The organism is Helicobacter canis, assembly GCF_008693005.1.
Classification (GTDB): domain Bacteria; phylum Campylobacterota; class Campylobacteria; order Campylobacterales; family Helicobacteraceae; genus Helicobacter_B; species Helicobacter_B canis.
The window spans coordinates 86,372-113,001 of record NZ_VXKE01000005.1 but is presented as its reverse complement, the minus strand read 5'-3'; the positions used below and the strand labels follow the sequence as shown (position 1 = coordinate 113,001).

Sequence of the window (26,630 nt, the reverse complement as noted above, 5' to 3'; positions counted from 1 at the left end):
TGTCATAGTTAGCCATAGCTTTTTTGTAGTCTTTATCACTTGGCTTGAGATTTGGCATTACAGGAGCTTTAGGCTCTATGGGAGCTTTGATCTTTTGCGCTTTAGAGAGTAGCTCTAGGTTTTTGCGGTTGTCTTCATAGGCTTTTTTGTCTTTGTCGTATTGAGCTTTGGCTGCTTGGTAGGCTTTGTCCTCTTGCTCGTATTTAGCGATTAGGGCTTTGTTCTCTTTGGTGCTAGCAAGTTTATCCCATTTGGCTAAGTCTAGCTTGTATTTGGCTAGGTCTTTTTGATACTGGGCTCTTGCATCTGCTAGGGTGGCTGCTTCTATGCGCTGCTTGGTTCTGCGCTCTTTGTTTTTCAAGCTTCTTCTGTTTTGTTCTGCGAGATAGGTGTCAATAAGCATTTTTCGTCGCATAGATTGGCGCACGACTACGCTTGTCATACTTGCAGCCAAGGAGGCTTCTACCTCAAAGATAGGGGTGCCATCGGGATTAAACTTCACCCCTATGCCTTGGAGCTCTGGGCTTGATTCAAAGGTGGGCTTAGAATTGTTATCGACATAGCTTTGGCTAATGATATTGCTAGATACATAGTCTGTAAGATTCTTGCTAATGCTTTTTGCAGGGTCAAAGGTGCCATCGATATAGGTTACTTGGATTTTATTGACGGCAAATTCTTTGTTGCTACCTGTAGCGCCTTTATCTCCATTGATTGTTACTCTCTCTATAGCTTGGTTGCCTTTGAGTCCTACACTTAGGGTATCAACGGTGAGTTTAGCGTCTTTAGTGATGTTGATATTAGAGAGTGTATGAGGCTCTACATTACCTGCTGTCCCTTGTCCTACACCATTTAGGGTGTTGATGGTGGCACTGCCTTTTGTTACGCTTAGCTCTTTGATGATACCACTTGCTAAGCCACCGCCTGTGTTATACACAGCATTATTGGTTACACTATCAGCGTCTTTAGTAAGCTCTAGTTTATCAATGGTGCCGTTGTTGGTGATGTGGTTGGTAGTAGCAGCTTGGGCAGCGTAGAAGCTTGTGCCACTTCTAGCTTGTTTTGTGGTGGTGCTGGTGGTGAGTGTGGTGATAGAGCCGTTGTTGGTAAAGGAGCCACTCGCTAGAGTAAATTTAGTAACCTTACCGATGATAGTGTGGTTACCACCCTCTTGGGTGATGTTAGCAAAGGCAGAATCTGTGCCATTGACAAATGTAGAGCCACTGCCACCAGCTTTAAGCACTACATTGCTAAGTGTGCCGCCATTGTGGGTGAATGTGCCGCCGGAGAGATTGGCAGTAGTGATTTGCCCAGCATATTGAGTAAATGCTCCGCCTTGGAGATTGAGCGTGGTGATTCTACCGCCATCACCTACTGGTGCGTAGCCACCGCCACTAGGTCCATAGCCTTGATAATACGCTCCATCAGTCATAGTAGCCGTAGTTACATCGCCATCTTTTTGGTAGGTTGTGCCACCGGATTGGTTGAGATTCTCAATCGTTATACTGCCACCACCATTTTGCAGGACAAGTTCGCTAGGGGTATTGGGGGTATTGCTTTGATTAAGCGTTGTAACTGAGATTGAGCTGCCTACATCTGCACTAAGGCTTAGACGATCAGCAGAGTTGTTGATAGCAGTGATAGTATTGTTGCTGTTGCTAACAGCCTTGATCTCGACTTTGAGCTTCCCTTCAATATTTGCCGTCCCTATGGTGGAGTTAGTAAGACGGACATTACCCCACAGCCCACTTGCATCTATACCTACACCTTCTGTGCCAGCCCTAAAGCTCTCTAAAATAACTCGGTCTAGTATTAGGGTTTTGCTCCAACCGCCATCTGTAGCAAACCTTGCCGAGTCCCCTTGACAAGAATTTTCACTACCTTTGGGGTCAATTACAAAGTTACCACCACTTGGATAGACATCGCAGTTAGCTTTTGTTACATCACCACTAAATAGATACCACCGAGCGTGGAGATTTGTCAAAGTTAAGCACGAGATACAAGCGATAGATAAAGCAACCTTTTGAGAGAATCTAGTAGAAGCATTTAGAGAGAGATTATTTACCCCCCCCCCCCCCCCCCCGATTATATGGGTATTATGAGCGTTAGAAGCTGTTTGCATAGTATCTCCTTGGATAAAAATAGTCAAAATATGAGAGCCACATTGTAGCCAAAATCAAAAAAAAAAAAAACGGCTTTTTATAATTAGGCTAAATATTTACACATTGTTTGCGAAAGTTTGTAAAGGGCGTGTAAAAAATATGTAGTGCTTGTAAATATAGAGTAAAGTGGATTCTAGGAAAGAGTGATCCCACGCGCCTAGCGCAGTGGGATAGAAGTTTCAATAAATTTGTCTAGTTAGAGCACCTTTGCGCAAGGCAAAGGCAGAGGATTACTTCGCGCCTACGGCTACCATTTTACGGCGTAGGTAAGCGATTTTGCTTTGAAGTGGGAGATTTTTAGGGCAGGTGTCGTGGCAGGCGATGAGACTCATACAGCCAAACACGCCATCATCATTACCCACTAGCTCATAGAAGTCTTCATCTGTGCGCTTGTCGTGAGAGTCGATCATAAAGCGCACAATGCGATTCATACCAGCTGCGCCGACAAAATCTTCACGCATAAGCTTGGTCGCACAGCTTGCGATACAGCAACCGCACTCAATGCAACGATCTAGCTCAAAGACATCTTGCGCTTCTTGCGGATCGATGGGCTTTTCAAGCTTGGAAATATCTGTCTCTTCATTGCTATGCACCCAGCTCTCCACGCGCTTAGTCATACCAGCAAACCACTCGCCTGTATTGACGCTCAAATCTTTGATAAGCTTAAATGCTGGTAGCGGCATAAGTGTGATAGTCTCTGGGAAATCCTTAGTCAGCGTGCGGCAGGCAAGCCTTGGGCGACCATTGATCATCATCGAGCAGCTGCCACAAATCCCCGCGCGGCAGACAAAGTCAAAGCTTAGATCTGGGTCTTGATTTTCACGGATAAGATTTAGCGCGATAAAAATCGTCATAGAATCTGTCTCTTGGATTTTGTATTCCGCGAAATGTGGCTTAGACACCGCGCTATGGGGGTCAAACTTCAAGGCGCGTATGGTGAGTGTTCTTCCTTGTGCTTCCATTATTTGTCTCCTAGTCGTTGGTTTTTCTCTTTATACTTGGGCTGCAAGTCAAAGTCCATAAGAGCTTGCTGCAGCTCGTAGCGATCGCCACCGCGCGCTTGCACTTCTTGGGTGATTTTGTCAATCTCGGCTTGGCGTTTAGCAGAGAGCGGATTTTCAATGATCATACCCTTAGCCCCATAGCCGCGGAATCCGGGCGCAATTTCCATAGACATAATGTCTAGGTCTTCATAAGAGAGTGTGGGCAGTGTTTGTGTATCGCTCTCCCAAGAAGCAAGCGTGCGTTTAAGCCACTTCTCATCATCGCGTTTGGGGTAGTCTTCACGCGTATGCGCACCCCTAGATTCTGTGCGATTAAGCGCGCCAAGAGCCACACAAAGTGCTAGCTTAATCATCTTAGGCACGCGGTAGGCATCTTCTAGCTCGGGGTTGTTGTGGAGCTTTTTGTTTTTGATACCGATATTTTTGCTGCGTTTGTAGATTTCTTCCAAGCGAGCAACGGCATCTTCTAGCCCCTTGCCATCACGGAAAATCCCCACATCTTCTTCCATAATGTCTTTCATCGCGTTTTTAAGCTCATAGACATTTTCGTGTCCGCTATTATTGACAAGCGATTCTAGGTAGGCTTGCTCTTTGGCGACAAAGCTTTCAATCACGGAAGTTTGTATATCCATCTTTGCTTGCTCACAATGCTGCGCGAAATAATCTCCAATAATCATACCGCTGACAACCGCCTCGCTCACAGAGTTCCCACCTAAGCGGTTAAATCCGTGCATATCCCAGCACGCTGCTTCACCCGCGGCAAAAAGCCCTGCAAGTGCGGTGTGTCCTTGATAGTTTGTGCGGATACCGCCCATAGAGTAGTGCTGCATAGGCTTCACCGGCGCCCATTTCTCCGCTGGGTCAATCCCTGCAAATACTTGGCAGATCTCTTGCACATCGCGCAAGTTTCGCTCGATATGCTCTCGCCCAAGGATTGAAATATCAAGCCACAAATGCTCTCCATACGCAGACTTCACGCCCTTGCCCTCTCGAATCCTTTGAATCATTCTGCGAGAGACGACATCGCGGCTTGCAAGCTCCTTTTTCTCCGGCTCATAATCAGGCATAAAGCGATAGCCATCGACATCGCGCAAGATCCCGCCATCGCCACGGCAGCCCTCTGTGAGCAAGATCCCACTAGGGAAGAGTGGGGTGGGGTGGAACTGCACTGCCTCCATATTGCCAAGCTTTGCTACTCCTGTCTCCATTGCGATTGCTAGCCCAATACCCTCGCAAATCACGGCATTTGTGGTGTTTTTGTAGATCCTGCCATAGCCACCTGTGGCGATAAGCGTGCCTTTAGCCACATAGGCGATAAGCTCGCCAGTGATAAGATCGCGCACAACAGCGCCATAGCAAATGCCGTCTTTATGGATTAGGCGCAGGGCTTCTTTGCGGTCTTGTATATCTACGCCGTGCTTGTAGGCTTCATTTGCTACTGCATAGAGCATAGAGTGCCCTGTCGCATCGGCAGTGTAGCAAGTGCGCCACTTTTTTGTCCCACCAAAGTCGCGAGAGTGGATATAGCCGTGGCGGAAGTCTTCTTCTGTGATGGTAGTTTTTTGCGCGTTGATGACAGCGGTGCGATCGCCCTTTTGGATTCTAGTCCAAGCTACACCCCAAGAAGCAAGCTCTCTAATCGCCTTAGGCGCAGTGGTAACAAACATTCTGGCTACCTTTTGATCACAGCCCCAATCGCTCCCCTTAACTGTGTCGGCGAAGTGTAGGTCTTCATTATCGCCATCGCTCATTTTTGAATTACCAAGGCTTGCTTGCATACCACCTTGTGCTGCTGCAGAGTGGCTGCGCTTGACAGGCACGAGTGAAAGCACAATTGTGCTTAAGCCCTTTTGCTTTGCTGCGATAGAGGCGCGAAGCCCCGCCAAACCACCACCGATAATTAGCGCGTCTGCATATACTACTTTCATTTACTCTCCTTTTCCTTTTGTAGCGACATCAACTGCACGATAATGCTCTATCCCCTTGCTTGCATCAAGCCCTTGACCGATTTTCATATACGCAGCATAGGAGCAAAGCCCAAGCACGATACAAAACACCGATAACGCCCACTTAACGCGGCGAAGATTTTGTATGCCAAGCTTCTCAAACCAGCCCCATTTGATACAGAGTCGATAGAGTCCAATGGAGCCGTGCAGCTCTACTGCAAAAAGTAAGAATATGTATAAAAGCCAATAGTTTTGATGCACAAAGCGGAATGACGAAGCAAGTGGTCCTATGTGCTCTGGCTGGGTAAGGTTGGTAAAAAGATGGGGCATCGCTAGGAAAAACATCGCAAAGCCCGTGGCAGCTTGGATCACCCATAAGCTTGTATCGCCGTGCTGCATAAGCTTTTTATGCGTTTTTAGCGCGATAAATTGGCGGTAATTGACTGGAAACTTGCGCAGTGCCAAAAATGCGTGCGCCACGAAGGCTACAATCACCACTGCCGCTACGATTGATACCAAAAATGGCTGCCCCTCATCGCCGAAAATAAAGCTGCCTTCAAAAAATGTCGTTACTGCAAACATCGCTTCTTGGCTAATCAAAATGCTTGATACAAACAGCAAATGCGCAAGCATAAATAACGCTAGAAAAAGCCCCGTAGCACTCTGCCAGAAATCTAGCCGAGCGGGCATTTTGCTCTTTTTTCTCTCCTTTGTTACACCTGTGTAACTTTCAATGATCTTGTCTTCTTGCATTGAATCTCCTTAGTGTGTTCTCCCTAGATTCTAGGGTAGTGGGCAATTATAATCTATTTATAAGTAAAAATAGCTAAAAATCGTGGAATTATGAGAATGCGCTTGCTAGAGCGATTAGGGGCAAGGCTCTGTGCTGGCGGCTTGTAGATAGTCTATGCTACTACGCGGGCTTACTTCTTGAGCGATCACATCAGCAAAGTGTCCCATCTCCCACTCTGGGATTGCTGCGCGCCCTATCATCGCGGCATTATCGGCGCAAAACTCTAGCGGTGCTAGGTGTAGGCTAAGTCCAAAATGTGCGCAAAGGTGCGCTATTTCTGCGCGCAAGGCTGCGTTGCTACTCGCTCCACCTACGATAGCAAAATGGCGGATTTTTGGGTGCTTTTTGTGCTTTAGGTATTTTTCTACTTGGTTGGCGATATGGGCTATGGATGCTTGCTGAAATGATGCACACACTAATGCTCTATCACTCTCGCTCAAGCTAGAATCTAGCTTACTGCAATCATTTTGTGTATGCAGGGACTCTATGAGCAATCTAGTGGCGTTTTTGAGCCCAGAGAAGCTGAAGCCCTGCCTATCCTTTAGCGGGAGTGGGAGCGGGTGGAGTGCAGTAGTGGGCGCGAGCTTGGAGGCGTAGGACTCTATGATGGGTCCGCCCGGATAGCCAAGGGAGAGCATTTTAGCCACCTTATCAAAGCTCTCGCCAAAGCTATCGTCTAAACTCTGGGCGATGATGTGAAAGCTTTGCGCATTGTGTGCTTCGATGATTTGCGTATGTCCGCCAGATACAAGCAGGACGCTCATAGGGAAAGTTGCTTGCTGCTGATTGATAAAGAGCGAGTAAAAATGCCCGATTAGGTGATTGATAGAAATGAGTGGGATATGCAAGTGCAGGGCAAGTAGCTTTGCCATCATTAGCCCTTCAATAAGGCTCACAGAAAGCCCCGGCTCTGTGGTGATCGCTACTGCTTTAAGGCGTGTAAAATCGCCTAAAAATTCTTTCACCATAGCGAGAATCTGCGGCAAGCCCTTGGTGTGTAGCCTTGAGGCAATCTCTGGCACAACGCCTCCATAAACACTATGCGCGCTATCTTGTGAAATTTTGTGGTGAAACACTAGCCTAGCACTTGCTATTTCTGTGAGGGCGAGTGAGCTATCATCGCAGCTGCTTTCTATGCTTAGTAGCATTAGTGCTCCTTGAGATATATCCAAACCGCCGCATTATACAAAAATTGATTTGCATTAACATTTGCGCGATAGAATCCAAAGCGCACCTTTGGTGTAATCCACAATGTAAGGACACTTCTTATGAAAAAGACTCTACTTGCTGGCTCTGTTTTAGCCCTAGCTTTTTCAGCCAGCTTTGCTGCTCCATATACGATTGATACTTCGCATTCTGCGGTGAATTTTCAAGTTACCCATATGATGATTAGTGATGTTGATGGGGCGTTTAATCGCTTTAGCGGAGAAATCGACTTTGATGAAAAGACTAAGACCCTAAAAGCCCTTAAAGGTGAAGTGCTCATCTCATCAATCGATACCAAAAATGACTCTAGGGATAAGCACCTAAACGCGCCTGACTTCTTCGACTCTGCGAAATTTCCAAAGGCTACGCTTGAGATGAAATCTCTTAAAGGCAAGAAGCTTACTGCAGATGTTACGATCCGTGGTATTACCAAGCAAATTGTATTTGATACAAGCATTAAAGGACCAGTAACAAACCCAATGAGTAAGGAAAACAAGCTTGCAATCGCCATTAAGCTTGAGGGCAAGCTAAACCGCAAGGACTTTGGGATCGGTATGGATACAAAAGACGCGCTTGTAAGCGATGAGGTTTTACTGCGCATTCAGCTTGAAGCCCATAGCAAATAACACTTCCCACTAGAATCTAGCTAGATTCTAGTGCTACTTACTCTACTTTGTAAAAATTTTTATGGTAAATATTTTTATGCGAGTCGCTAGCCATTAGAGAAAATAGGTAGCTAAAATGGCTTATAGAATGCGTGCGTAGCAAGAGCTAGCATCGCTGTATCTCCTTTGCTGTCGCCATAGGCGTAGATCTCTTCATAGCGGCTTAAATCATAGCGCGCTTTAATGCGCACTGCCTTTTGCTCCCCGTAGCAGTTTGGTGTGGCAAACTCCCCACTTAAAAAAGTAGATTCTAGGGTTTGTGTGGATTTTAGGGCAGAGCAAGACTTGAGGTCTGCGGTTGCCTTAAAATCCGCAAAATCGTCGCTATGACTACCCAAAACCGAATCCCCACCCCTAGAATCCTTGTTTTGCGTCTGTGTCGCAAGTCTTGTGCCTATACACTCCATACCAAGCTTAGCGCATAAGGGGGCAAGGTATTCTTCAAAACTTGCACTTACCATTACTACCACATCGCCTCTATCTTTATGCCATTGTAGGCGTGCTAGGGCGGCGGGCTTTAGGCGGCTCTCAAGATCTGGGCAGAATCGCTCGCACTCTTGCAAAAACTCCTTATAGTCCATATTAGCAAAGAAATAGCGCATTACCGCTTGCTTGGCTTTGGTGTTGCTAATAAGTCCTAGCGCGTATCCAATGAGTATAAAACATCGTGAAAACAGCCCCCAATATAGCCTTTTTTTGCCACGCACAAATGCGACAAAGCCTAGCAGGCTATCACCCTTTGCCATTGTGCCATCAAAGTCGAAAAATGCGATATTCATTGATTATGCCCTTGCGTTATGTGTGCTTGTGGAAGTGGCGATTGTAGCTAAAAGCCAGCGTATTTGCAAAGTGCTTTGGCAGATGGGCACACAAGTGTGGAATGGCTTTTGCTTCTATAATGCTTGAATATATCATATAGTAAAGGATAGATAATGAGCAGCATTACTAGCACAAGTGGCGTAAATGACCCTAGAGCAATGCAGGAGCTTTTCTTAGAGCGCACTAATTTGCGCGCAAACCAAGATTTAGAAAGCCAAGCATTAGCAAGCAAGCTGGAGCCACGCCAAAGCCCCAAAGAGCTAGAATCTAGCACCAATACTATGGAGAAAGATTCTATGCTAGGCTTGCTTAGTGCGCTAGCCCCTGCAAAATCGCTTGATAAAACGCAGGGTATAAAGGGGCTTGATGAGATAGATTCTAGCGATAAGAGCGACTATAAAGACCCTTATGATTCTCTTCATAGAATCCAAGATACTTTCACACCATCTAAAGAGCTAAGTGCTGCTATGAATGCCAAAGCCTATGTGAAAAACGGACTTGCTGATGTCGATAGCTTTAAATCTATGGCAAAGCAGCTGCAAGCAGATGGTGTGCTCAATCGCGATGATATGATGGCAGTAGATTTTCTAAGCGCGAAAGCCCCACACATTAGTCTCCAAGACTTTGATGCGATGATTAAAAACGACAACCTAAGCCGAGAAATGCGCTCGCTCATCTCCCAGCTTGTCCAAAAGCTCCATATGGTTAATTACATTAGCGGTGGCTTAATGAGCGCGTAGCATATTAGGAGCAAGCTATGCGACATATAGAAGGAAAGCCAGAGATACACTACCCCTGCTTATGGGAGTTTAGGATCATAGGGGAAGATAAGCAAGATTTGGAGCGCATTGTAAGCGAGCTTGTAGCAAAGCCCTATACTTTAGATGAGAAAAACCACTCAAGCAAGGGGCGATTTGTCTCTATGCACTTAAGCGTTGAGGTAGAGAGTGAAGAAGAGAGAAATGCACTATACCAAAGCCTAAGCACACACAAAGCCATTAAAATGGTCTTATAGATTCTATTAAGCAACATTTAATAAAAAATATTTTACATAACAACGCGCAAGTAGGCTAGGGCTAGAATCTAAGCACCTAGATTCTACTTGCATATATCATCGATAAGGATACAAATGCAAACAACAATCACAAAGCTTTTATCACAAGTGCTCTATCCAAATTTTGAAAAAGACATTGTAAGCTATGGATTTGTCAAAGAAATTAAACTTGATGGTGGCGTAGAAGTAGTAGTGGCGATTCCTTCAAGCGATCCTAATGTCGCTAAGGCTCTTTATGATAGGATCGATAATGTCTTGCAAAAGGCTAATATCCAAGCTGTCATTACTATCAAAACCCCAGAGCTTCAAGCAGAATCTAAAGCCGCTCCACAGGCGAGAAATCTCCTACCCCAAGTGAAGCATTTTGTAATGGTAAGCTCAGGCAAGGGCGGTGTGGGCAAATCAAGTGTGGCAACAAATCTCGCCATAGCCCTAGCGATGGATGGCAAGAAAGTAGGGCTGCTTGATGCAGATATTTATGGACCAAATATTCCGCGTATGTTTGGGCTACACGGGATCAAGCCTAAGCTTGATCCAAGCGGGAAGAGACTTATCCCTTTGCAGGCTTATGGAGTAGATCTTATGAGTATGGGAATGTTATTTGATGAGGGGGAGAGTCTTATATGGAGAGGTCCTATGCTTATGCGCGCCATTACGCAGATGTTTAGCGATGTGGTGTGGCAGGATCTTGATGTGCTTGTGCTTGATATGCCACCGGGCACAGGAGATGCGCAGCTATCAATCGCCCAAAGTGTGCCAGTAGGTGCGGGGGTGGCTGTTACAACCCCGCAGCTTGTAAGCCTTGATGATGGCGCGCGCGCTCTGGATATGTTTAAAAAGCTCTCAATCCCGATTGCTGGCATTGTGGAAAATATGAGCAGTCATATTTGCGCAAACTGCGGTAGCGAGCAAGATATTTTTGGCAAAGATACTACACTTCCTTTGGCGCAAAAATACAATACTACAATCCTTGCAAAAATCCCCCTAGATCCTGCAGTGCGCGAGGGTGGGGATAGTGGTAAGCCTATTGTGTATTTCGCGCCAGATTCTACTATCGCCAAAACATATAGAAAAGCTGCGCACGATTTATGGGAGTTTTTAGAAAATAATCGCGCAGATAATGCTTCTATCCAGCCACGCTAGTAGAATCCACTTTTTGTCAAGCGATTCAGTCTTGGGTAGGCAATGCGGATTGATTGCGCGATTTTTAGGGCAGTCATTACCGCTAAGGTAACTCCTACCCTAAAAACCGCGCAAAACAAGCGAAGCGAAGTTTCTTTAGAAAGCAACCACAGCCCTACCGCAATCCTTAGAATCGTTTTGCTCCAAAACCTACTTCTTTCCTAGAATCTACTTTGTGTGGATTCTAGCTTTTTGCTAGGGCTAGGTCTTGCTTGCTCCACTCATCAAGGGCTTTTTGCGCTGTGTGGATCACGCAGTCAATCCCCCCAGCAAGAGAGAAGAGCCAGTATTTATGGTAGTAGAGCCATTGTAGCTGCTTGGCTTTCATCTCTTCTTCATTGGCAGTATAGAGCACGAGCACTTTAGCGATGTCTAGCTCTTGATGGAAGATGTAGGATTGTATAGCGTCCATAAAATAGCTAGTAAATTTCCGCTCATTAAAGAGCTGTTTAATACTATCGATTTTATCGCTTAGGCTATCAAGCTTGGTGAAGTTGATTTTCTCAAGCTTGTTTTGGGTATTTAGCTTTTCTATATGCTCTAGCTCTTTAGCAAGCTGTAAGAATACGCGCTCGATTTTGCGCTTTTGCACGCTACCATATTTGATGATGTCTTGCACTTTTTTATAAGCTTTTTTGATGTTTTTTTCACTTTGTTTAGTGGGGACTTGTGGGAGGGTGATTGGAGATTTTGTCTGCGCTTTTTGCACGATAGATTCTACTACTTGTTTAAAAGGCAGCTCCTTTGTGCCCACTATGCGCGCGCCACCTTCTGTGGCATTGATGACTTCCATATTAGGCGATGTCCTAGCAATGTCCTTTTCAAAAAAGTGTAAAAATAGCTTCCAAATCTTGCTTGTCTCTATCTCGCCCTCTCCACCATAGCGCGGGACAAATATGCCCTCTTTTTTATACTGGGCTTCTTGTGTGCCATAAATAGCATCTTTAGAATGCGAGCTGCCATCATCGCCAAAAGCTAAATCCTGCCCGATAAATATGCATTGTTTAAACTGCGCCAGCATCGCTAGCTCATACGCCATATTTGCCGCGCTCATTCCTATGCCTAAATACCCATAATCATCAAAGCCAAAGAGACTTGTGTAGCCAAAAGGGCGGAAGCTAAACTGCACGCTTGCTCCTTTAAGTGCTAGCTTTGTTTGCTTATGGACGATCGAGGTAAGTGCGAAAACCACGCCTTTTTGTGCTTGCTTGGGCGTATCGGTGTAGAATTTGGCACTCTCTTGCACGCGCTCTAAGCTTAGGACAATATCTGGCTTAATGCCGTGCTTTGTTAGGATTGGGAAGCTCGCATCTACGCAAAGTAGCACTGCATAGGGGGCGACTTGCTTTAGCAAGGGTAGCTGCTTATGCAAGCTAGGACCTGTAGAGACGATAATCGCGCTATCTCTATCCTTTAGGGCTAGGACGAGGTCTTTTAGGCTTGGGGTGCGCAGGGCATCTGGGAGATTAGCGATGTGGTTATAAATCCCTATGACAGAATCTTTAGCATCATTGCCCACGCTAACGACTGCTTGCTCAATCGCTTTAATAAAATAGCCATTTATACGCAAAATATCATCGTGATAGCTCTCATAATATGGGCAAGCAACAAGCAAGTCATAAGTCTTAACAAATACACGCGAGTATTTGTTGCTATCAAAGAGAGAATCCACACCCATATAGCCGATTTGCTTTGTGTAGATAATCACTAGCTCCTTATTAGCAAGCTCCTTGGAGAAATCAAGTAAATTTAGCACGATGAAAATAATCTCAAGCTCTGGCTCAAACACCACTATGCGCTGTCTTTGTGAGTTAAATAGTAAGCGTATAAGCACGCCATTGCCCAAGCCATAGAGATATAAAAATGGATAGTAAGAGTAGCTATTGAGCTGGGAGTTTCTCTCCATAATCTCATCAATAGGCTTTGTAAGATAGAGAGCTTTGGCATTTTTGGTATCGATGATATTGTAATTAACAGGATCGCTATCCATAAAGACTTCGTAGTTTTGATTAGGGGTGAAGGACTTTAATGCTAGATAAAGCAGGGGATCTACCTTAGATAAGGCGGCTAGATTGGTATCAAAATGCGACATAGGACTCCTTTATCAACTTTGCTTAAAATCATTGTAGCATTTGTCAAACCCCCTAAGCAATTTTAAATCCACTCCCTAGCCTGTGCATTTTGCTTGGTGTAGAGCTGCAAATATTCTTGCAGGTTAAAGGCACTTTGGCTTGGGATCGCTAGCACATCATAGTAGTGGATTTGGCTAGAGTCTTTTGTATAGTCCATAAGTAAGGCTAGATTCTGCCTATCATCACTTGGCAAAACACAAAGCAGTGTGCCAAAGTTATCAAAAATCACAAGCTCTAAATAGCCTAGCTCTCTAAGAAGCGGGAAAATTGCTAAAGGAGATTCTGCTTGCTCAAGCAAATGCGTGTAGCTCCACTCAAAGTAAATAACTGGCGCATAAGCTTTGATTGTGGCTATCGCACCACGAAGCACCTTAAAATCAAAGCCGTCGGTATCGATTTTGATGAAATTGGGAGAGAAGCTGGATTTTTGAACTATGGTATCTAGTGTATAGATAGGCGATTGGCTAGAGCTGGCAATGAGCTTGCCACTGCCATCTTGTAAGCTCATTGCATAATTTCCACAGGAGTCTTTATCCCCTAAAAATGTCGTGCAAATATGGAAGAGTTTATGGTCCCCCCCCCCCCCGCAAAACCACTAGTTGTCCAAGTTGTCATACACTCTAGATTTTGTGTGCTTGTATGCTGACTAAGTGGGGCAGAGAGGTTTGCGCGGAGATTGGCAGGGATAAGAGCGGCGTAAGTTTGCTCACCTTCTATAAGCAAATAGGAAGCACCATCTACTTGGGAAAACACCGCCGTATCGCCAATATTTGCGCCTACATCAACCATAGCAAGTCTGCCATCTTTAGCACAAAGATATTGCGCAAGAGTTTGCAAGCGCATATCGTAAAATGGATAGAGCTTTTGATTGAGAAAAATTGTGTGAGAAGAGGGCATAGTAAGTGTATAGCCTCTAAAAGTAGTGGTAATGAGCGGATCACAAAGCCGCAGCAAGATCCCGCGTAAGCGCAGCAAGATTTTGTAATAAAGCTTGCTTGATGTGGCTAAAGCCTGCTGGTAGAGAAACTGACTTAAAAACTTCATAAAGACTCCTTGTGGTAAGTTTAAGCACAAATGGTGCGCTAGCGATTGTAACACAAGCATAGGGTAAAAGTGCTATAATAATATACATTATCATTATAAGGGTGAAAATGAAGCTTGATACCTGTGAGTATAATCGTAGCTACAAAGTTACAGCAATCAATTTAGAAGACATCGTGGCAAAGGAGCGTCTAGCATCACTTGGGATTGTCATTGGCGCGCTCATCACAAGCTTGCAAACTTCAGCAAAGAAAGCGACAATCTCTGTGCAAGTGCATCAAACAATCATCGCCTTGCGCAGTGAAGAGGCAAGGCAGATAGAAGTAGAGCCTATGTAGATTCTAGCTAGAATCTAGCCACGCCTTAAGCTTAACCTTAGAGCTTACTTGTAGCTCTCTTTAAGATATTATCAAGGATTTGAATGCCCAGTAAATCTCGCATAAAGCAAGCCCTCACCAAGCCCACCTCCCGCCCTAAATCCACTAAAAGAAGCAAGGCGCAAATCGCCACGATTAAAGCGCGCTTTTTATCCCACTATCCACAGGCAAAGACAGAGCTAATCTATCGCAATATTTATGAGCTGCTTGTGTGTGTAATGCTCTCTGCTCAATGCACTGATAAGCGCGTGAATCTTGTAACACCAGCTTTATTTGCACGCTATCCTAGCGTGCAGGCACTAGCGCAAGCTAATGTCGAAGAAGTCAAAGAGCTAATTAAAAGCATTTCTTTTTTCAACAACAAAGCCAAGCATTTATGCCAAATGGCAAAGCAGGTGCTCGAGCGGTTTGGAGGAGAAATCCCAACTACACAAGCCGAGCTAAAGTCGCTAGCAGGTGTTGGGCAAAAGACCGCTAATGTCGTGCTGCTAGAATATTGCCAAGCTAATGTTATGGCAGTGGATACCCATGTATTCCGCGTCTCTCACCGCTTAGCTCTAAGCAATGCCAAAACCCCAGAGAAAACCGAGCAAGACCTAGAAAAAGCGTTTGTAACAGATTTATCTGCGCTACATCAGGCATTTGTGCTTTTTGGACGCTATGTGTGCAAGGCACTAAAGCCACAATGCGCGAATTGCTTTGTGCGGGAGTTTTGCCTAAAGGGCGAGAAAGCATAGGCGCAAAGCCATAAAATTACGCTACAATACAAAGAAAATCAATAAAGGTGAGTTTGGTATGGAAGTGATTAAGGAAAGTTTTTTTGAAGTGATTAAAGACTCCATTAGCGTGAAGCCAGAGGAGTCGATCATTCCTTTGAAAAAGGGCTATTTGACTTCGATTGAGATGATCGGCAGGGAGACAAATGTGCTGCTTGTGTTTAATAAACCATTTTTAAAAACAATGTGCTTAAATTTTCTTGGTGATGAGAGTCCAAGCGATGACGCGCTAGAAGATATGGCGCGAGAGCTGGCAAATCTTACCGTGGGGCACGCTAAGGTCATCGCGCAAGAGCGCAAGATCAATTTCAATATTTCTACGCCAGAGTTTTTAGGGATTCGCGTGATAAAGGACTACGATCAGGGGATCCACTTCCGCTTAAAAGGCTCTGGGCACTGCAGCATTTTCCTACGAAGTAGTAAATAAGGGATTTTTATGGCAGATAAACCAAGCTCCATACTCGATAAGCAAAAAGCACATACACAAGAAGAGATCGAGCTTGCATCTTATCTTGAAGATATGATGGAGAACTATGGTGGCTTGCTTGATATGGGGGTGGTCTTTACAGCGGAGCTAGGCTCTTCTAAAATCCCTTTAGCAGAGATTTTGAAGTTTGAAAAAGGCTCCATTATCGACTTGCAAAAGCCAGCGGGAGAGAGCATTGATGTCTTTGTCAATGGCAGGATCATCGGCAAGGGTGAAGTGATGGTCTATGAGCGTAGTCTTGCTATCCGTTTAAATGAGATTTTAGATTCTAATGCGATTGTGTATTACATCGCGCGCACAAATCCTTATGACTAGCTCACGCCGATGAAAAAGCTAGGTATCCAACACGCGCTCGCTATGCTTATGATAGTTGCGCATATTTGTAGTGCTGCTACACTTAAGCAGATCCAAACTTACCCCGAGGAGGATAAGCTTGATGTGCTACTGCTGCTAGATTCTGCTTTTAGCGGTGAGGTGGGCACAGCGAGCGTGCCGGGAGATAAGATAGCGCAGAAGATGACGATGATTTCACAGGTTACAAGTGCTAGCAAGTGGAGCAAAAGCTTCCAAATTTCACCGATTAAAAAGCTAGAAATTATCCCAAATGGTGGGAATCTCTACCTAAGTGTAGAATCACGCAAACGCTACTATGTCAAGCCAAGCATTTCAAAGGATAAAAACACCTTGCGCCTAAGCTTCTTCCCAGCGGATTCTGGGATTGTGGATTCTTTGCTTCAAACGCCCACCACGCTAAAGCCAGCTCCTATGGCTGAAGTGTTTCAAAAGGAGCAGGGCGCACCTAAAGAAGCTAGCCCAAAGGAGTCTTCACTCTTTGCATTTAGCGATAGCCTAAAGTCGCACGATATAGATATGGGCAGGTATTGGTATGTTATTGCAGGACTTGTTGTTGTCCTTGTGATTTTGCTCTATGTGCGCAAGCAGGTGCGCAAATCATCTGGGCTTAATGACTCGCTTAGGGTCATCTCTCAAAGCCAAATCGACCCCAAAAACAAAGTCATCATCATTGAGACAAAAGAGTATTTTTATATGGTGCTTCTAGGAGAGAAGAGCAATTTGCTGCTTGATAAAATCCCGCGACAAGATGTGGCTAAGTCCCAATCTCAGCCAAAATCCCAAGCCCCAAAAATCGGCGATGACAAAGCATTTGATGAGAAGTTTTGGAATACACTCAAAAATGCGAAATGATGAATCTCCCCCCTGCCTATAAATCGCTTATCTCGCTTGATAGACAGGTCAATACGCGCTTTTATGTGAGCTTGCTGATCGCATTAAGCGTGCATTTGTTTGTGTTTTTCATTGGCTGGTGGCTCTATGCCCACTTTTTCAAAACCCCAAAACTCCACAAAATCAATACAGAAAATTTACTTATCCTAAAGCGCGGCAGCAGCCTTGATAAAAGTGCGAACACACCCGGCGCGCCACCCCCTACCATAGCGAGTCAAAACACCAGCTCCAGCACGCCAAGAGAGCCAAGCCCGCTGCAAACTCCGCAGGACAGCTCCCAGCAAAACCCCAAAGACACCCCCAAAACAAAGCCCCTAGATTCTAGTGCGCCTTTGCCCAAAGCAGTGTATGATCCTAGAAACTTGCAGTTTTTCTCCCCGGCTACACAAGGTGAGCAAAGCAAGCAAGCCTTAGAGCAAGATAAAGGGCTTGATCGCCAAACAAGACGCGATATTGATAAGCTTTATGGTGATGAGTGGGGGGATTTGGGTAGTGCAGAGAGAGACTTCATCACTAGTAATTTGCGCGAAATCGCTAGAATCACGCAACGCTATCTCACCTACCCAAACACCGCGGCATATTTGAATCAATCAGGTGAGAATGCGATAGAGTTTTATCTCCTGCCAAATGGCGATATCCAAGGGCTGAAGCTGCTCCTTAGCTCTGGCTTTGTGCTCTTAGATAAAAATTCGCAAAAGACCATAGAAATCGCCTATAAGGACTACCCGCGTCCCAAGCAGCGCACGCTAATCCGCTTTCACATCACCTATACCATTTATCGTTAAGGAGTTACTATGCAAATCACACTAAAAAACCCCCTTGATATGCACCTACATTTACGCGATGGTGCGATGCTTGATGCTGTTACACCCTTTAGTGCTAAAAGCTTTGCAGCAGCAGTGATAATGCCAAATCTAACGCCCCCCATAGACTCTCTAGAATCTGCTAAAGCCTACAAGCAAGCGATTGTAGATTCTATCCATAGCTATGCTAAAGCACATAAACAGCCACTAGAATCCCTAGCCTTTGAGCCACTCTGCGCGCTCTATATCACAGACTCTCTAACGCCAAAAGCCTTAGAATCCTGCGCAAATAGCGGCTTTAAGCTTCTAAAGCTCTACCCCAAAGGTGCTACTACAAATAGCGATAATGGCATAGCGCAAGTTATGGATAGCAAAATGCGCGCGCTTTTTAGCGTAGCACAAGATCAAGGTATGATCCTTTGTATCCACGGGGAGAGTGGGGGCTTTGTGCTGGAGCGAGAGATGGAGTTTGGCGTGGTGCTTAGAGAGCTGGCTACAAGCTTCCCTAGGCTAAAAATCATTGTCGAGCATTTAAGTGATCATCGCACAATCCCACTTTTAGAAGAGTATGACAATCTCTATGCGACTTTAACCTTGCACCACATCACCCTAGATCTTAATGATGTCGTAGGTGGAATGCTCTGCCACCATCATTTTTGCAAGCCTGTGCTAAAAACGCCCAAAGACAAGCAAGCACTATTGGAGCTTGCCTTAAATGCGCATAAAAAGGTCAGCTTTGGCTCAGACTCTGCGCCCCATAGCCTAGAATCTAAACAAAAAGGCGCGGCAGGAATCTTTAGCGCGCCAGCCCTTTTGCCCCAGCTAGCAGAGCTATTTGATAAGCATAATGCCTTGCATAATCTCCAAGCCTTTGTCAGTGATAATGCGATGAGAATCTATGAGCTTGCTTGCTGGGTGGAAGCGGCAAAATCGTGGGAGAAGAGTCCAAAACTCATCACTTTAGAAAAGTCCCCTTCTAAAATCCCAGAATCTATCCCCTGTTTAGATTCTAGCTTAACGCCCTTGCGCGCGGGGGAGATGATCGCTTGGAGAGAAGTGTGAGTGGCTCTAAAAAATCCATTCGCATAGGGATTGTGCGGCTTTCGTCATTTGGCGATGTTGTGGTGTCTGCTAGCAAGCTTGCGGACTTTTATCGCACTTTGCAGCAGCATTATGATGAGGTTTGCATTGAGTGGTTTGTGGATACACGCTTTGCGGGGCTGCTAGAGCATCACCACGCGATCACCACTCTACACGCTCTGCCTATCAAACGCCTTAAATCACTCCGCGCTATTAGGGAGCTTTGGCAGAGATTGCGTGCTTTGGGGAGCTTTGATGTGGTGCTTGATTTACAAGGGCTGATAAAGTCTGCTCTTGTGGGGTGTGCGCTAGATTCTAGGGAGTTTGTGGGCTTTAGCTTTAGCTCCGCGCGTGAAAGCATAGCAAGCGTGTTTTATAATGAGCGTGTGAAAATCGCGTATGATAGCAATATATTAGCGCGCAATGCCGCAATTTACCAGCAAGCTCTTAAAGTAGCCTTGAGTGAGCTAGTGATAGAGCCAAGGGCAATGCAATCCATTAGCCAAGCTAAAACTTCTCAAGCACCAAGCGGCTTTGGCTGGGATACCAAGCAAGCCTTATCCCTGCTAGAATCTAGCGCGCAAGTAACACTAGATTCTAGTGCCTATCGCGTGCTTTTTGTGCTAGAAGCCTCAATCTCGCAAAAAACCTACCCTATAGAGCAGTATGCAAAGCTTGCTCTTTTAATGCAGCAATCAAGCGCGCAAAAAATCACATTTTGTCTCATTTATCACGAGCATAAAGACAGAGCCTTATCCCTATGTGCTATGCTAGAGGCAAGTGGGCTTAGTGTGTGTGTTTTCCCACCGCTTGACTTTAACGCCCTAAAGTATATCTTAAGCCAAATGCACTGCGTGATTGGCGGTGATACTGGGGCTACACACTTAGCGTGGGCTCTTGCAAGTGCGCAAGTCATCACCCTACTTGGCAATCCACAAACAAGCAGGGGTAAAAATATGCGCGACACAAAGCTCTCTCGCGTGCTTTTGGGTAATCCTTATGTGCTAAGTCAAAGTGGAAGCTTTGAGATCGCTTCTATCCCACCAGAATCCATCTGCCGCACTTGGCTAGAATCTAGGGCTATGTAGGCGTGGGTTAATAAGCATTTAATCTAGGGCTTTATAATCGCGCCTAAATTTGATCTACAACTTTTAAGGAGTTTTTATGCGGTTTCTTTCCTATGTGCTAGTGCCTTTGCTAGCCTTATCAAGCTATGCCTATGAGATTAAGCTTGCCCCAGCAGTCGCCAAAAGGATAAATCCTGTGAGCGAGGCAAACTCTGTGTATTCCTACCACGATGTCATCGCTGCTGCCACACAAGCAGTCGTCAATATCTCCACACAGAAAAAAATCGCCACTAATCTTAATCCAATGTTTAGCGACCCATTTTTCCAGCAGTTTTTTGGCGATATGTATAACCAAATCCCCAAAGATCGAGTCGAGCGATCGCTTGGAAGTGGGGTTATCATCTCTTCTGATGGCTATATCATCACTAATGATCATGTCATTGATGGCGCGGATAAAATCATCGTAACAATCCCCAATGATCCTAATGAATACACCGCCACACTTGTGGGCAGCGATAAAGAAGGCGATATTGCTGTAATCCGCATTAGCAAAAATAATTTGCCCTTTATCAAGTTTGGTGATAGTGCTGATGTCAAAATCGGGGATATTGTCTTTGCTATCGGGAATCCATTTGGCGTGGGGGAGAGTGTTACACAAGGGATCGTCTCAGCGACTAATAAAAATATCCAAGTCAATACTTATGAAAACTTTATCCAAACAGATGCTTCTATCAACCCGGGGAATTCTGGGGGCGCGCTAGTGGATTCTAGGGGCGCACTCATTGGTATGAACACAGCGATTCTCTCGCGCTCTGGTGGAAACCACGGCATAGGCTTTGCGATCCCAGCAAATATGGTGCGCGAAGTGGCAGACTCACTGGTAAAAAGCGGGAAAATCACGCGCGGATATTTAGGGGTAGGCACGCAAGATATAAGCCAAGATTTGCGCAATAATTATGGCGAGCAAAAGGGCGCGGTGGTCATTAGTATCGATCCAAAATCACCGGCTAAAAACGCAGGGCTACTTGTGTGGGATTTGATCACGGCTGTTGATGGCAAGCCCATTAAAAATGCTGCTGATTTGCGCAACCGCATAGGCTCTATCAAGCCTAATCAAAAGATCACCCTAACAATCTTGCGCGATGGCAAAACGCAAAATATCAGCATAACGCTAGCAGAGCGCAAAGATAGCAAATCCGCCCAAGATGAAAAGCTGCCAGAGAGTGCCACAGAATCTAGCGCGCTCAAAGGTATGCGCATAGAGCCGCTAAGCCCACAAATCCGCCAGCGATACAGCATACCAAATGACATACAAGGCGTGATTGTTACTAATATCGTAGAAAACTCCAAAGCCCAAGAAGCAGGCTTTGCGCAAGGGGATATTATCTCCCAAGTCGAAGAGATTGCCATTAAAGATACAAGTGATTTCGCCCGTGCGCTTAATAAATACAAGGATAAAAACAAGCGATTTTTGGTGTATTCAAGTGAGGGTGTTAAGACAATCGTAGCCAAGTAGCATAGAAAGCCACTTATGCAAAGTGCTTTCTATATTTATAGATTCTAGTTGTGCTAGTCGCGCAGTGGCTTTGCTTTGCGCGTGCAGATGTTTTCTTGCATATTGATGTGATTTTGCTGCAAATATGTGTCAATAGGCAAGGTTTGTCCTTTGACTTCTATTGTGCCACTTAGTGAAAAATACTTAATAATCTCAGCATTATCGCTAATGTCTTGCACGCAGTATGGGGCTTTGCCATCGGTGTATAAAATATAATATGCCTCCGTAGAATCTAGGGCATTTAAAGGAAGCAGGTATTTGTGGTTGAAGTCAATTGCAGTGTAGTCGCCATTATAAATTGGGGCTTGCAAGGTGATGTCATAGCGGGATAAAAGCTCTTTGTCAATGGCTTTTTCGCTGGTTTTTTCATAGAAGTGCTCATCATTAAGGCTTTTACGCAAGGCTAGAATCTGCTCTTGTGTGTGCTTAGTTGTGATAGCACATTTGCCACACTCAAGGTAGAGCGTCTCTAGCGCGTTTTCTTGTGGGGCTGGGGCTTTAGCCTGTGCTACTAGAGGGTAGATGGCACTTAGTGGAGAGATTAAGCCTTGTAGCTCATATAGGTGGAAGTCTAGGGAGATGCGGTTGCAGTTATGTGTGGTGATACTAGAAGGCATATAGATGAAAGACACTCCGCTATCGCTCATCGCTACATCTGGGTTTTGGGCATTTAGGCGCGCGATAGGCTGGCACTGCGGATTTGCTTGCAAAAATTGCTGGTATTTAGATTCTATGGCTTGGCGGAGCTTTTGCGTGCTCTCACCTTTAGTAAGCAGCTCTTTGTCTAATGCGATGGGGTTGCCTTTTTGGTGGTAGAGTAAGTGCTTAGAGTTGTGCGCGAGTGTGGAGTATGATAGCCCTAGGTAGGTGGTCTTATGGATTTGCAATAACTGCTCATCGAAAAAATCCACATCATAGCCATAGTATTGTATGGTGTAGGTGTCTTTGGCGAGTTGTTTAAGCATAGCTTGTGCGATTTGTGTAAGGGTGGTGGTTTCTTGCGCGCAGGACTTTGGCTCGGGGATACGCAGGGGCTTTAGATACTCATACATTGAAGCATTTATGAGCTTTTGGATATGGGGGTTAGGAGAGCAGATACTATCAAGGCGTATGCCGCGCGTATTGGTAGAATCCATTTGTATATAGGTGTGCAAGCGCGTGCTAAAAGATGAGATCTTGCGTAGGCGTGCGCTTGTGGGTGTCGTGGCATTGGCAATGTCGCTAATGTCCTTTTGCGGCAAGAGGCTTGCTAGATTCTGGGTGATGAGCTTGGGGCTTGCTAGCTTGCCTTGCTCAATGACAGCATTAAAGAGCTTTTGGCAATCAAGCGTGCCATTAGCCACGCCATCTTCATCTGTCTCTAGCGTGCTATGCAGGGCGCACGCGAAGCGATTTCCATTAGCAAAAAATGCCGCACTTAAGATACGAGAGTCTTGCTGCTTGAGATAGAGCTTAGCGCGGTAGGGTTTGGCACTCTTGGCTTGAGAAGATTGTGTAACTTTTGGCGTGATTTCATAAATATCGTAGGTTAGGGTTATGTTATCGAGCAGGGGGGCTAGCTCTGTGAGCTTATTTGCCGCTGTGGGCTCTTCTAGGGCTTTTTGCTCTTTGGTGGTTGTGGTGCTTTCTTGTGTAGTATCGCAGCCTGATAGCACCCACCCAAGCAGCGCACAGGTAAGGCATACCCGCGCGATAGAGAGTTTGCACTTCATAGAATCTAAACGACACCTTGATCAATCATCGCATCTGCTACCTTACGGAAGCCAGCGATATTTGCGCCCATTACAAGGTTGGTAGGATCGCCAAATTCTTGTGCAGTTTGTGCGGCATTTTGGTAGATATTGCGCATAATTTCTTGCAAGCGCGTATCGACTACCTCAAAGCTCCACGGATTCATACTTGCATTTTGCGCCATTTCTAGCCCGCTCACTGCCACGCCGCCAGCGTTTGCAGCCTTGCCCGGTCCATAGCAGATTTTCGCTTGTAAAAATAGCTCGATTGCCTCATTGGTTGAAGGCATATTTGCTCCTTCGCTTACACATTTGCAGCCATTTTTTAGCAAGATTTGTGCGTCTTTTTCGCTTAGCTCATTTTGCGTAGCACTTGGGAATGCGGCAAAGCAAGGGATAGCCCACACGCCATTGCAGCCATTTTCATACGCACTTACAGGTGTGTATTGCGCGCTTTTTTTGACTTTGACATAGGATTCTAGCGATTCTCTGCGCACTTCTTTGATCTCTTTGAGCAATGCTAGATCAATGCCATCTTTATCATAGATCATACCCTTAGAATCACTTGCTGTTACAGGAAGTGCGCCGACTTGGTAGAGCTTTTCAATCGTGTAGATAGCGACATTGCCCGCTCCAGAAATCGTGCAAACTTTGCCCTCTAGGCTTTCACCTCGCTCTTTTAGCATCTCTTGAGCGAAATACACGCAGCCATAACCAGTAGCTTCAGGGCGCACAAGCGAGCCACCCCAATTTAGCCCCTTGCCAGTTAGCACACCATCAAAGCGATTTGTGAGCTTTTTATACTGCCCAAAGAGATAGCCGATCTCGCGCCCACCCACGCCAATATCCCCAGCAGGGACATCTGTGTGCGCACCGATATGGCGGTAAAGCTCACTCATAAAGCTTTGGCAGAAGCGCATTACTTCATTATCGCTCTTGCCCTTTGGATCAAAATCGCTCCCGCCTTTACCGCCGCCCATAGCAAGCGTGGTAAGAGAGTTTTTCAAAATCTGTTCAAAGCCTAGGAATTTGATCACGCCTAAATTTACACTAGGGTGGAATCTAAGCCCGCCCTTATATGGACCAATGGCTGTGTTAAACTGCACGCGATAGCCGTAATTCACGCGGATTTTGCCACTATCATCAACCCAAGGCACACGGAAGATAATTTGTCTCTCTGGGATAACAAAACGCTCGAGAATGGCGTATTTTTCATACTTCTTCTCTCTGTCAAACAGCGGGGAGAGTGTAGTAAGCACCTCTTCCACAGCTTGCTGAAACTCACTTTGAGATGGATTTTTCTCTTTTAAAGCCGCAATAATCCGTGTAGAGTAAGACATTGAAAGCTCCTTGAAGTTAAAATTAGAATGCAATGCGCATTATGCTATTTCCTAGCTTTTATAACGCTAAAATCTAAAGGATATGTTAAAAATTAGGCACTAGAGTGGCAAGTATATCAACAAAGCTTTGTGGGATTTGGGCAGGCTGCTGTGTAGCGACATTGACATACCCCATACGCACAAGCGCGTCAAATATACAGCTCTTCTCTTGTAGTATATCTTGTGTGGGCTGCTGCTGCGGCAGCGGGCTTATGTGCGGCTGGGTGGGAAGGATATAAATCCTTTGGCGTAAAAGAATCTGCACGCGCCCAAGCTTTTGCGCCTGTGTATGCACCCACAGCACATCTCCAAGCTTAGCAAAGCCTAAGAACTTCGCATCTATCGCACTAACGACAAAGCCGCAAGTATCTAATGATGGCAAGGTATTGTGCGAGAAAAACAGCTCGCTGCGTGCGCGCTCGCAGTATTTAATGTAATTTGTATGATAGACAATCCCCCCGCAATCAGTGTCTTCATAATAGACGCGGAATTGCATAGGGCTAGAATCTATTTGAAGCTGCCATCTGCGCTAATGCAGCGCGTATTGCACCCGCTTTTATCGCATACACTTTTGCACTCAGTGGCACTAAAGCTCCCTTGCGGGCGCGGCTTTTTCGCGCACGCACTAAACCCAAGCACCACACTTGCCATAATAATTAGCATAATGAATTTTTTCATTACTCTCTCGCTTTACTATTGCTCAAATACTATGTCTTGTTTGAAGACTTTTTTGGCTTCATTGATAGCAGCTTGCGCGGCTTGCTCAACAAGCATTGACTTATCTTTGTCATCGATTTGCACGCTCTCGCCAATATCAAGCACCTTTTTGCCGCTAGCTTCCAGCTGCGCTGCGCCTTTAAAAGTGTGGTCCTTATTTGGGCTAGTAAGGTTTAGATTTATGCTTACGATAGCTGTTTTTGTTTCTTTAGCAGTAAGCTTTGTCGTGCTGCGTGCTTGATCTAGCTTTGTTTCATAGCTCACATTGAGTGTGTATCGCTTATCAAACTTGCCGCAAATTTCATCGACTTTTGGAAATAGCGCAAGAGTAATGTGGCTTGCTGGTATGTTTAGCTCATTGACTTCAGGCTTTTCGATTGTCGCCCCATTTAGTCTATCACATTGCAAAGTAGCTGCTTTGGTAGGCTTAGAGCCCATATCCTTATCAGCAAAGCACCCGCTAAGCAACACACCTAACGCACAAATACCACCAAGAGTCGCCAAAGACCCCCTTGTCAAATACCTAAAACGCATACAAACTCCTTAAAAAGTAGATAAAACATTATACATTATAAAGCAAATATTCAGCCACAATCTAGGGCTTGCTGCTTTGCATTTCATCGCCATAGGCGCGTTTGCACGCTTCATCATCGCCCATTAAACACGCCTTTTGCAGTGCTTTAAAAGCCTCTTTTCTCTCTGCGCGCTCTTGCTTAATCTCATTGAAGTGATGCGTATAGACAAAGTAGAAACACACGCACATAATCACCATAAATACCACATCGCTAAGGCGGAATCTAAAACGCCTGCAAAACCCACAAAGTGCCATTTCGCCCCTTAAATATGCTTAGCTTAGAGATAAAGAAGATTGAGAAACCAAACGCTTCAAAAGTCTGTCAAATAGCTTTATTTACCTGCGCTGCGTAGCTCTCTGCGCTTAATCGCAGCTTCATAGCGTCTTTTTTCTGTTTGGTTTCTTGGCTCTAGTTGGGGGATTGGGACAGATTTACCATCTTTAAAAGCCACCATTGTGAAGTAGCAGCTCACGCAGTGCGTTACAAAGCGATCTTTGATATTCTCGCTAATGACCTTGATCCCCACTTCGCAGCTTGTCCTACCGGTGTAATTCACACTAGCTAGAAATGTAAGCAAAGTGCCGATTGGGATTGGCTGGCGGAACATCACAGAATCTACACTTAAAGTTATCACACCAATTCCACAATACCTAGTCGCACACGCATAAGCGACTTGATCAAGAATCTTAAGCAGCTCGCCGCCGTGCATAAGCCCACTAAAGTTTGACATTGAAGGTGTTACTAAAATATTCATTGTAAGAGAGCGGTTATCGCTTGGGTCTAATAGTGGTTGATTATCCATTTGAGATAGCCTTTGTGAGTGGAGTTAGGCTTGATT

30 protein-coding genes are annotated in these 26,630 nt (G+C 45.3%); 13 read left to right on the top strand and 17 right to left on the bottom strand.

Translation table 11 applies throughout. From position 1 onward, the window contains the following. From F4V45_RS01930 to tsaD, 5 genes are all read right to left on the bottom strand, one after another. Nucleotides 1-2,119, bottom strand: a 2,119-nt coding sequence (locus F4V45_RS01930; protein ID WP_211362717.1) for an autotransporter outer membrane beta-barrel domain-containing protein, incomplete at its 3' end; no start/stop codon positions are given. Nucleotides 2,120-2,389: 270 nt separating this feature from the next. After that, nucleotides 2,390-3,121 (bottom strand): fumarate reductase iron-sulfur subunit, encoded by a 732-nt coding sequence (locus F4V45_RS01925; RefSeq protein WP_150336811.1) that lies wholly within the window; start codon nt 3,119-3,121, stop codon nt 2,390-2,392. After that, the gene (locus F4V45_RS01920; protein ID WP_150336810.1) at nt 3,121-5,091 is read right to left on the bottom strand and encodes a fumarate reductase flavoprotein subunit; all 1,971 of its coding nucleotides are present in this window, start codon (nt 5,089-5,091) and stop codon (nt 3,121-3,123) included. The genes F4V45_RS01925 and F4V45_RS01920 overlap by 1 nt, the downstream gene beginning before the upstream one ends. Next, nucleotides 5,092-5,862, bottom strand: coding sequence for a fumarate reductase cytochrome b subunit (locus F4V45_RS01915; protein WP_150336809.1), 771 nt, complete (start codon nt 5,860-5,862; stop codon nt 5,092-5,094). A gap of 114 nt (nt 5,863-5,976) precedes the next feature. After that, on the bottom strand, nt 5,977-7,050 hold the full coding sequence (gene tsaD, locus F4V45_RS01910; RefSeq protein ID WP_150336808.1) for a tRNA (adenosine(37)-N6)-threonylcarbamoyltransferase complex transferase subunit TsaD: 1,074 nt from the start codon (nt 7,048-7,050) through the stop codon (nt 5,977-5,979). Nucleotides 7,051-7,170: 120 nt separating this feature from the next. Here tsaD and F4V45_RS01905 point away from each other — a divergent pair, with 120 nt between their 5' ends. Then, nucleotides 7,171-7,734: a YceI family protein gene (locus F4V45_RS01905; protein ID WP_150336807.1), complete on the top strand. Its 564-nt coding sequence runs from the start codon at nt 7,171-7,173 to the stop codon at nt 7,732-7,734. A gap of 110 nt (nt 7,735-7,844) precedes the next feature. Here F4V45_RS01905 and F4V45_RS01900 read toward each other — a convergent pair whose 3' ends face one another. Next, complete coding sequence (locus F4V45_RS01900) at nt 7,845-8,552, bottom strand: haloacid dehalogenase-like hydrolase (protein ID WP_150336806.1); 708 nt, start codon at nt 8,550-8,552, stop codon at nt 7,845-7,847. 153 nt (nt 8,553-8,705) lie between these two features. Here F4V45_RS01900 and F4V45_RS01895 point away from each other — a divergent pair, with 153 nt between their 5' ends. The 3 genes from F4V45_RS01895 to F4V45_RS01885 all read left to right on the top strand — a co-directional run bounded on the left by F4V45_RS01895 (nt 8,706) and on the right by F4V45_RS01885 (nt 10,789). After that, a complete protein-coding gene (locus F4V45_RS01895; RefSeq protein WP_150336805.1) occupies nt 8,706-9,332 on the top strand; it encodes a hypothetical protein in 627 nt (208 codons plus the stop codon). Between the two features lie 17 nt (nt 9,333-9,349). Further along, nucleotides 9,350-9,607, top strand: coding sequence for an HP0495 family protein (locus F4V45_RS01890; RefSeq protein WP_150336804.1), 258 nt, complete (start codon nt 9,350-9,352; stop codon nt 9,605-9,607). 114 nt (nt 9,608-9,721) lie between these two features. Next, nucleotides 9,722-10,789 carry an Mrp/NBP35 family ATP-binding protein gene (locus F4V45_RS01885; protein ID WP_150336803.1) on the top strand — a complete coding sequence of 356 codons (1,068 nt, stop codon included), beginning with the start codon at nt 9,722-9,724 and terminating at the stop codon, nt 10,787-10,789. Here F4V45_RS01885 and F4V45_RS09290 read toward each other — a convergent pair. From F4V45_RS09290 to F4V45_RS01870, 4 genes are all read right to left on the bottom strand, one after another. Further along, nucleotides 10,786-10,935, bottom strand: coding sequence for a hypothetical protein (locus tag F4V45_RS09290; RefSeq protein WP_170235119.1), 150 nt, complete (start codon nt 10,933-10,935; stop codon nt 10,786-10,788). The genes F4V45_RS01885 and F4V45_RS09290 overlap by 4 nt on opposite strands. A gap of 77 nt (nt 10,936-11,012) precedes the next feature. Beyond that, nucleotides 11,013-12,920 (bottom strand): motility associated factor glycosyltransferase family protein, encoded by a 1,908-nt coding sequence (locus F4V45_RS01880; protein WP_150336802.1) that lies wholly within the window; start codon nt 12,918-12,920, stop codon nt 11,013-11,015. Between the two features lie 62 nt (nt 12,921-12,982). Beyond that, the gene (locus F4V45_RS01875) at nt 12,983-13,468 is read right to left on the bottom strand and encodes an FkbM family methyltransferase (protein WP_150336801.1); all 486 of its coding nucleotides are present in this window, start codon (nt 13,466-13,468) and stop codon (nt 12,983-12,985) included. A 29-nt stretch (nt 13,469-13,497) separates the two neighbouring features. Continuing rightward, nucleotides 13,498-14,004, bottom strand: coding sequence for a hypothetical protein (locus tag F4V45_RS01870; RefSeq protein ID WP_150336800.1), 507 nt, complete (start codon nt 14,002-14,004; stop codon nt 13,498-13,500). A gap of 107 nt (nt 14,005-14,111) precedes the next feature. Here F4V45_RS01870 and F4V45_RS01865 point away from each other — a divergent pair, with 107 nt between their 5' ends. The 9 genes from F4V45_RS01865 (at nt 14,112) to F4V45_RS01825 (ending at nt 21,352) form a co-directional block, all read left to right on the top strand. Further along, nucleotides 14,112-14,339: a FeoA family protein gene (locus tag F4V45_RS01865; RefSeq protein WP_023929284.1), complete on the top strand. Its 228-nt coding sequence runs from the start codon at nt 14,112-14,114 to the stop codon at nt 14,337-14,339. Between the two features lie 83 nt (nt 14,340-14,422). Continuing rightward, nucleotides 14,423-15,115 (top strand): endonuclease III, encoded by a 693-nt coding sequence (gene nth, locus F4V45_RS01860; protein WP_150336799.1) that lies wholly within the window; start codon nt 14,423-14,425, stop codon nt 15,113-15,115. A gap of 58 nt (nt 15,116-15,173) precedes the next feature. Beyond that, nucleotides 15,174-15,581, top strand: coding sequence for a chemotaxis protein CheX (locus F4V45_RS01855; RefSeq protein WP_150336798.1), 408 nt, complete (start codon nt 15,174-15,176; stop codon nt 15,579-15,581). Nucleotides 15,582-15,590: 9 nt separating this feature from the next. Continuing rightward, nucleotides 15,591-15,956 carry a flagellar motor switch protein FliN gene (gene fliN, locus F4V45_RS01850; protein WP_023929281.1) on the top strand — a complete coding sequence of 122 codons (366 nt, stop codon included), beginning with the start codon at nt 15,591-15,593 and terminating at the stop codon, nt 15,954-15,956. A 9-nt stretch (nt 15,957-15,965) separates the two neighbouring features. Further along, entirely contained in the window at nt 15,966-16,847 is an 882-nt protein-coding gene (locus F4V45_RS01845; RefSeq protein WP_150336797.1) for a flagellar biosynthetic protein FliO, read from the top strand. Then, nucleotides 16,820-17,671, top strand: coding sequence for an energy transducer TonB (locus F4V45_RS01840; protein WP_246144977.1), 852 nt, complete (start codon nt 16,820-16,822; stop codon nt 17,669-17,671). Before F4V45_RS01845 ends, F4V45_RS01840 begins: the two co-directional genes overlap by 28 nt. Nucleotides 17,672-17,680: 9 nt before the next feature. Beyond that, nucleotides 17,681-18,751, top strand: coding sequence for a dihydroorotase (pyrC, locus tag F4V45_RS01835; protein WP_150336796.1), 1,071 nt, complete (start codon nt 17,681-17,683; stop codon nt 18,749-18,751). After that, on the top strand, nt 18,748-19,857 hold the full coding sequence (gene waaC / locus F4V45_RS01830) for a lipopolysaccharide heptosyltransferase I (RefSeq protein WP_170235118.1): 1,110 nt from the start codon (nt 18,748-18,750) through the stop codon (nt 19,855-19,857). Before pyrC ends, waaC begins: the two co-directional genes overlap by 4 nt. Nucleotides 19,858-19,933: 76 nt before the next feature. Then, nucleotides 19,934-21,352 carry a Do family serine endopeptidase gene (locus tag F4V45_RS01825; protein ID WP_150336794.1) on the top strand — a complete coding sequence of 473 codons (1,419 nt, stop codon included), beginning with the start codon at nt 19,934-19,936 and terminating at the stop codon, nt 21,350-21,352. Nucleotides 21,353-21,405: 53 nt separating this feature from the next. On the opposite strand, the gene F4V45_RS01820 is transcribed toward F4V45_RS01825, so the two are convergent. From F4V45_RS01820 to F4V45_RS01795, 7 genes are all read right to left on the bottom strand, one after another. Beyond that, nucleotides 21,406-23,103, bottom strand: a complete 1,698-nt coding sequence (locus F4V45_RS01820) for a hypothetical protein (RefSeq protein WP_150336793.1) — start codon at nt 23,101-23,103, stop codon at nt 21,406-21,408. A gap of 5 nt (nt 23,104-23,108) precedes the next feature. Beyond that, nucleotides 23,109-24,461: an NADP-specific glutamate dehydrogenase gene (gene gdhA / locus F4V45_RS01815; protein ID WP_150336792.1), complete on the bottom strand. Its 1,353-nt coding sequence runs from the start codon at nt 24,459-24,461 to the stop codon at nt 23,109-23,111. A gap of 85 nt (nt 24,462-24,546) precedes the next feature. Then, nucleotides 24,547-24,996 carry a YbgC/FadM family acyl-CoA thioesterase gene (locus F4V45_RS01810; protein WP_150336791.1) on the bottom strand — a complete coding sequence of 150 codons (450 nt, stop codon included), beginning with the start codon at nt 24,994-24,996 and terminating at the stop codon, nt 24,547-24,549. Nucleotides 24,997-25,007: 11 nt separating this feature from the next. Next, a complete protein-coding gene (locus F4V45_RS09285; RefSeq protein WP_170235117.1) occupies nt 25,008-25,178 on the bottom strand; it encodes a hypothetical protein in 171 nt (56 codons plus the stop codon). Nucleotides 25,179-25,193: 15 nt separating this feature from the next. After that, a complete protein-coding gene (locus F4V45_RS01805; protein ID WP_150336790.1) occupies nt 25,194-25,751 on the bottom strand; it encodes a hypothetical protein in 558 nt (185 codons plus the stop codon). 61 nt (nt 25,752-25,812) lie between these two features. After that, entirely contained in the window at nt 25,813-26,046 is a 234-nt protein-coding gene (locus tag F4V45_RS01800; protein ID WP_150336789.1) for a hypothetical protein, read from the bottom strand. Nucleotides 26,047-26,123: 77 nt separating this feature from the next. Further along, entirely contained in the window at nt 26,124-26,594 is a 471-nt protein-coding gene (locus F4V45_RS01795) for an acyl-CoA thioesterase (protein WP_023929269.1), read from the bottom strand. Between the last annotated feature and the right edge of the window lie 36 nt (nt 26,595-26,630).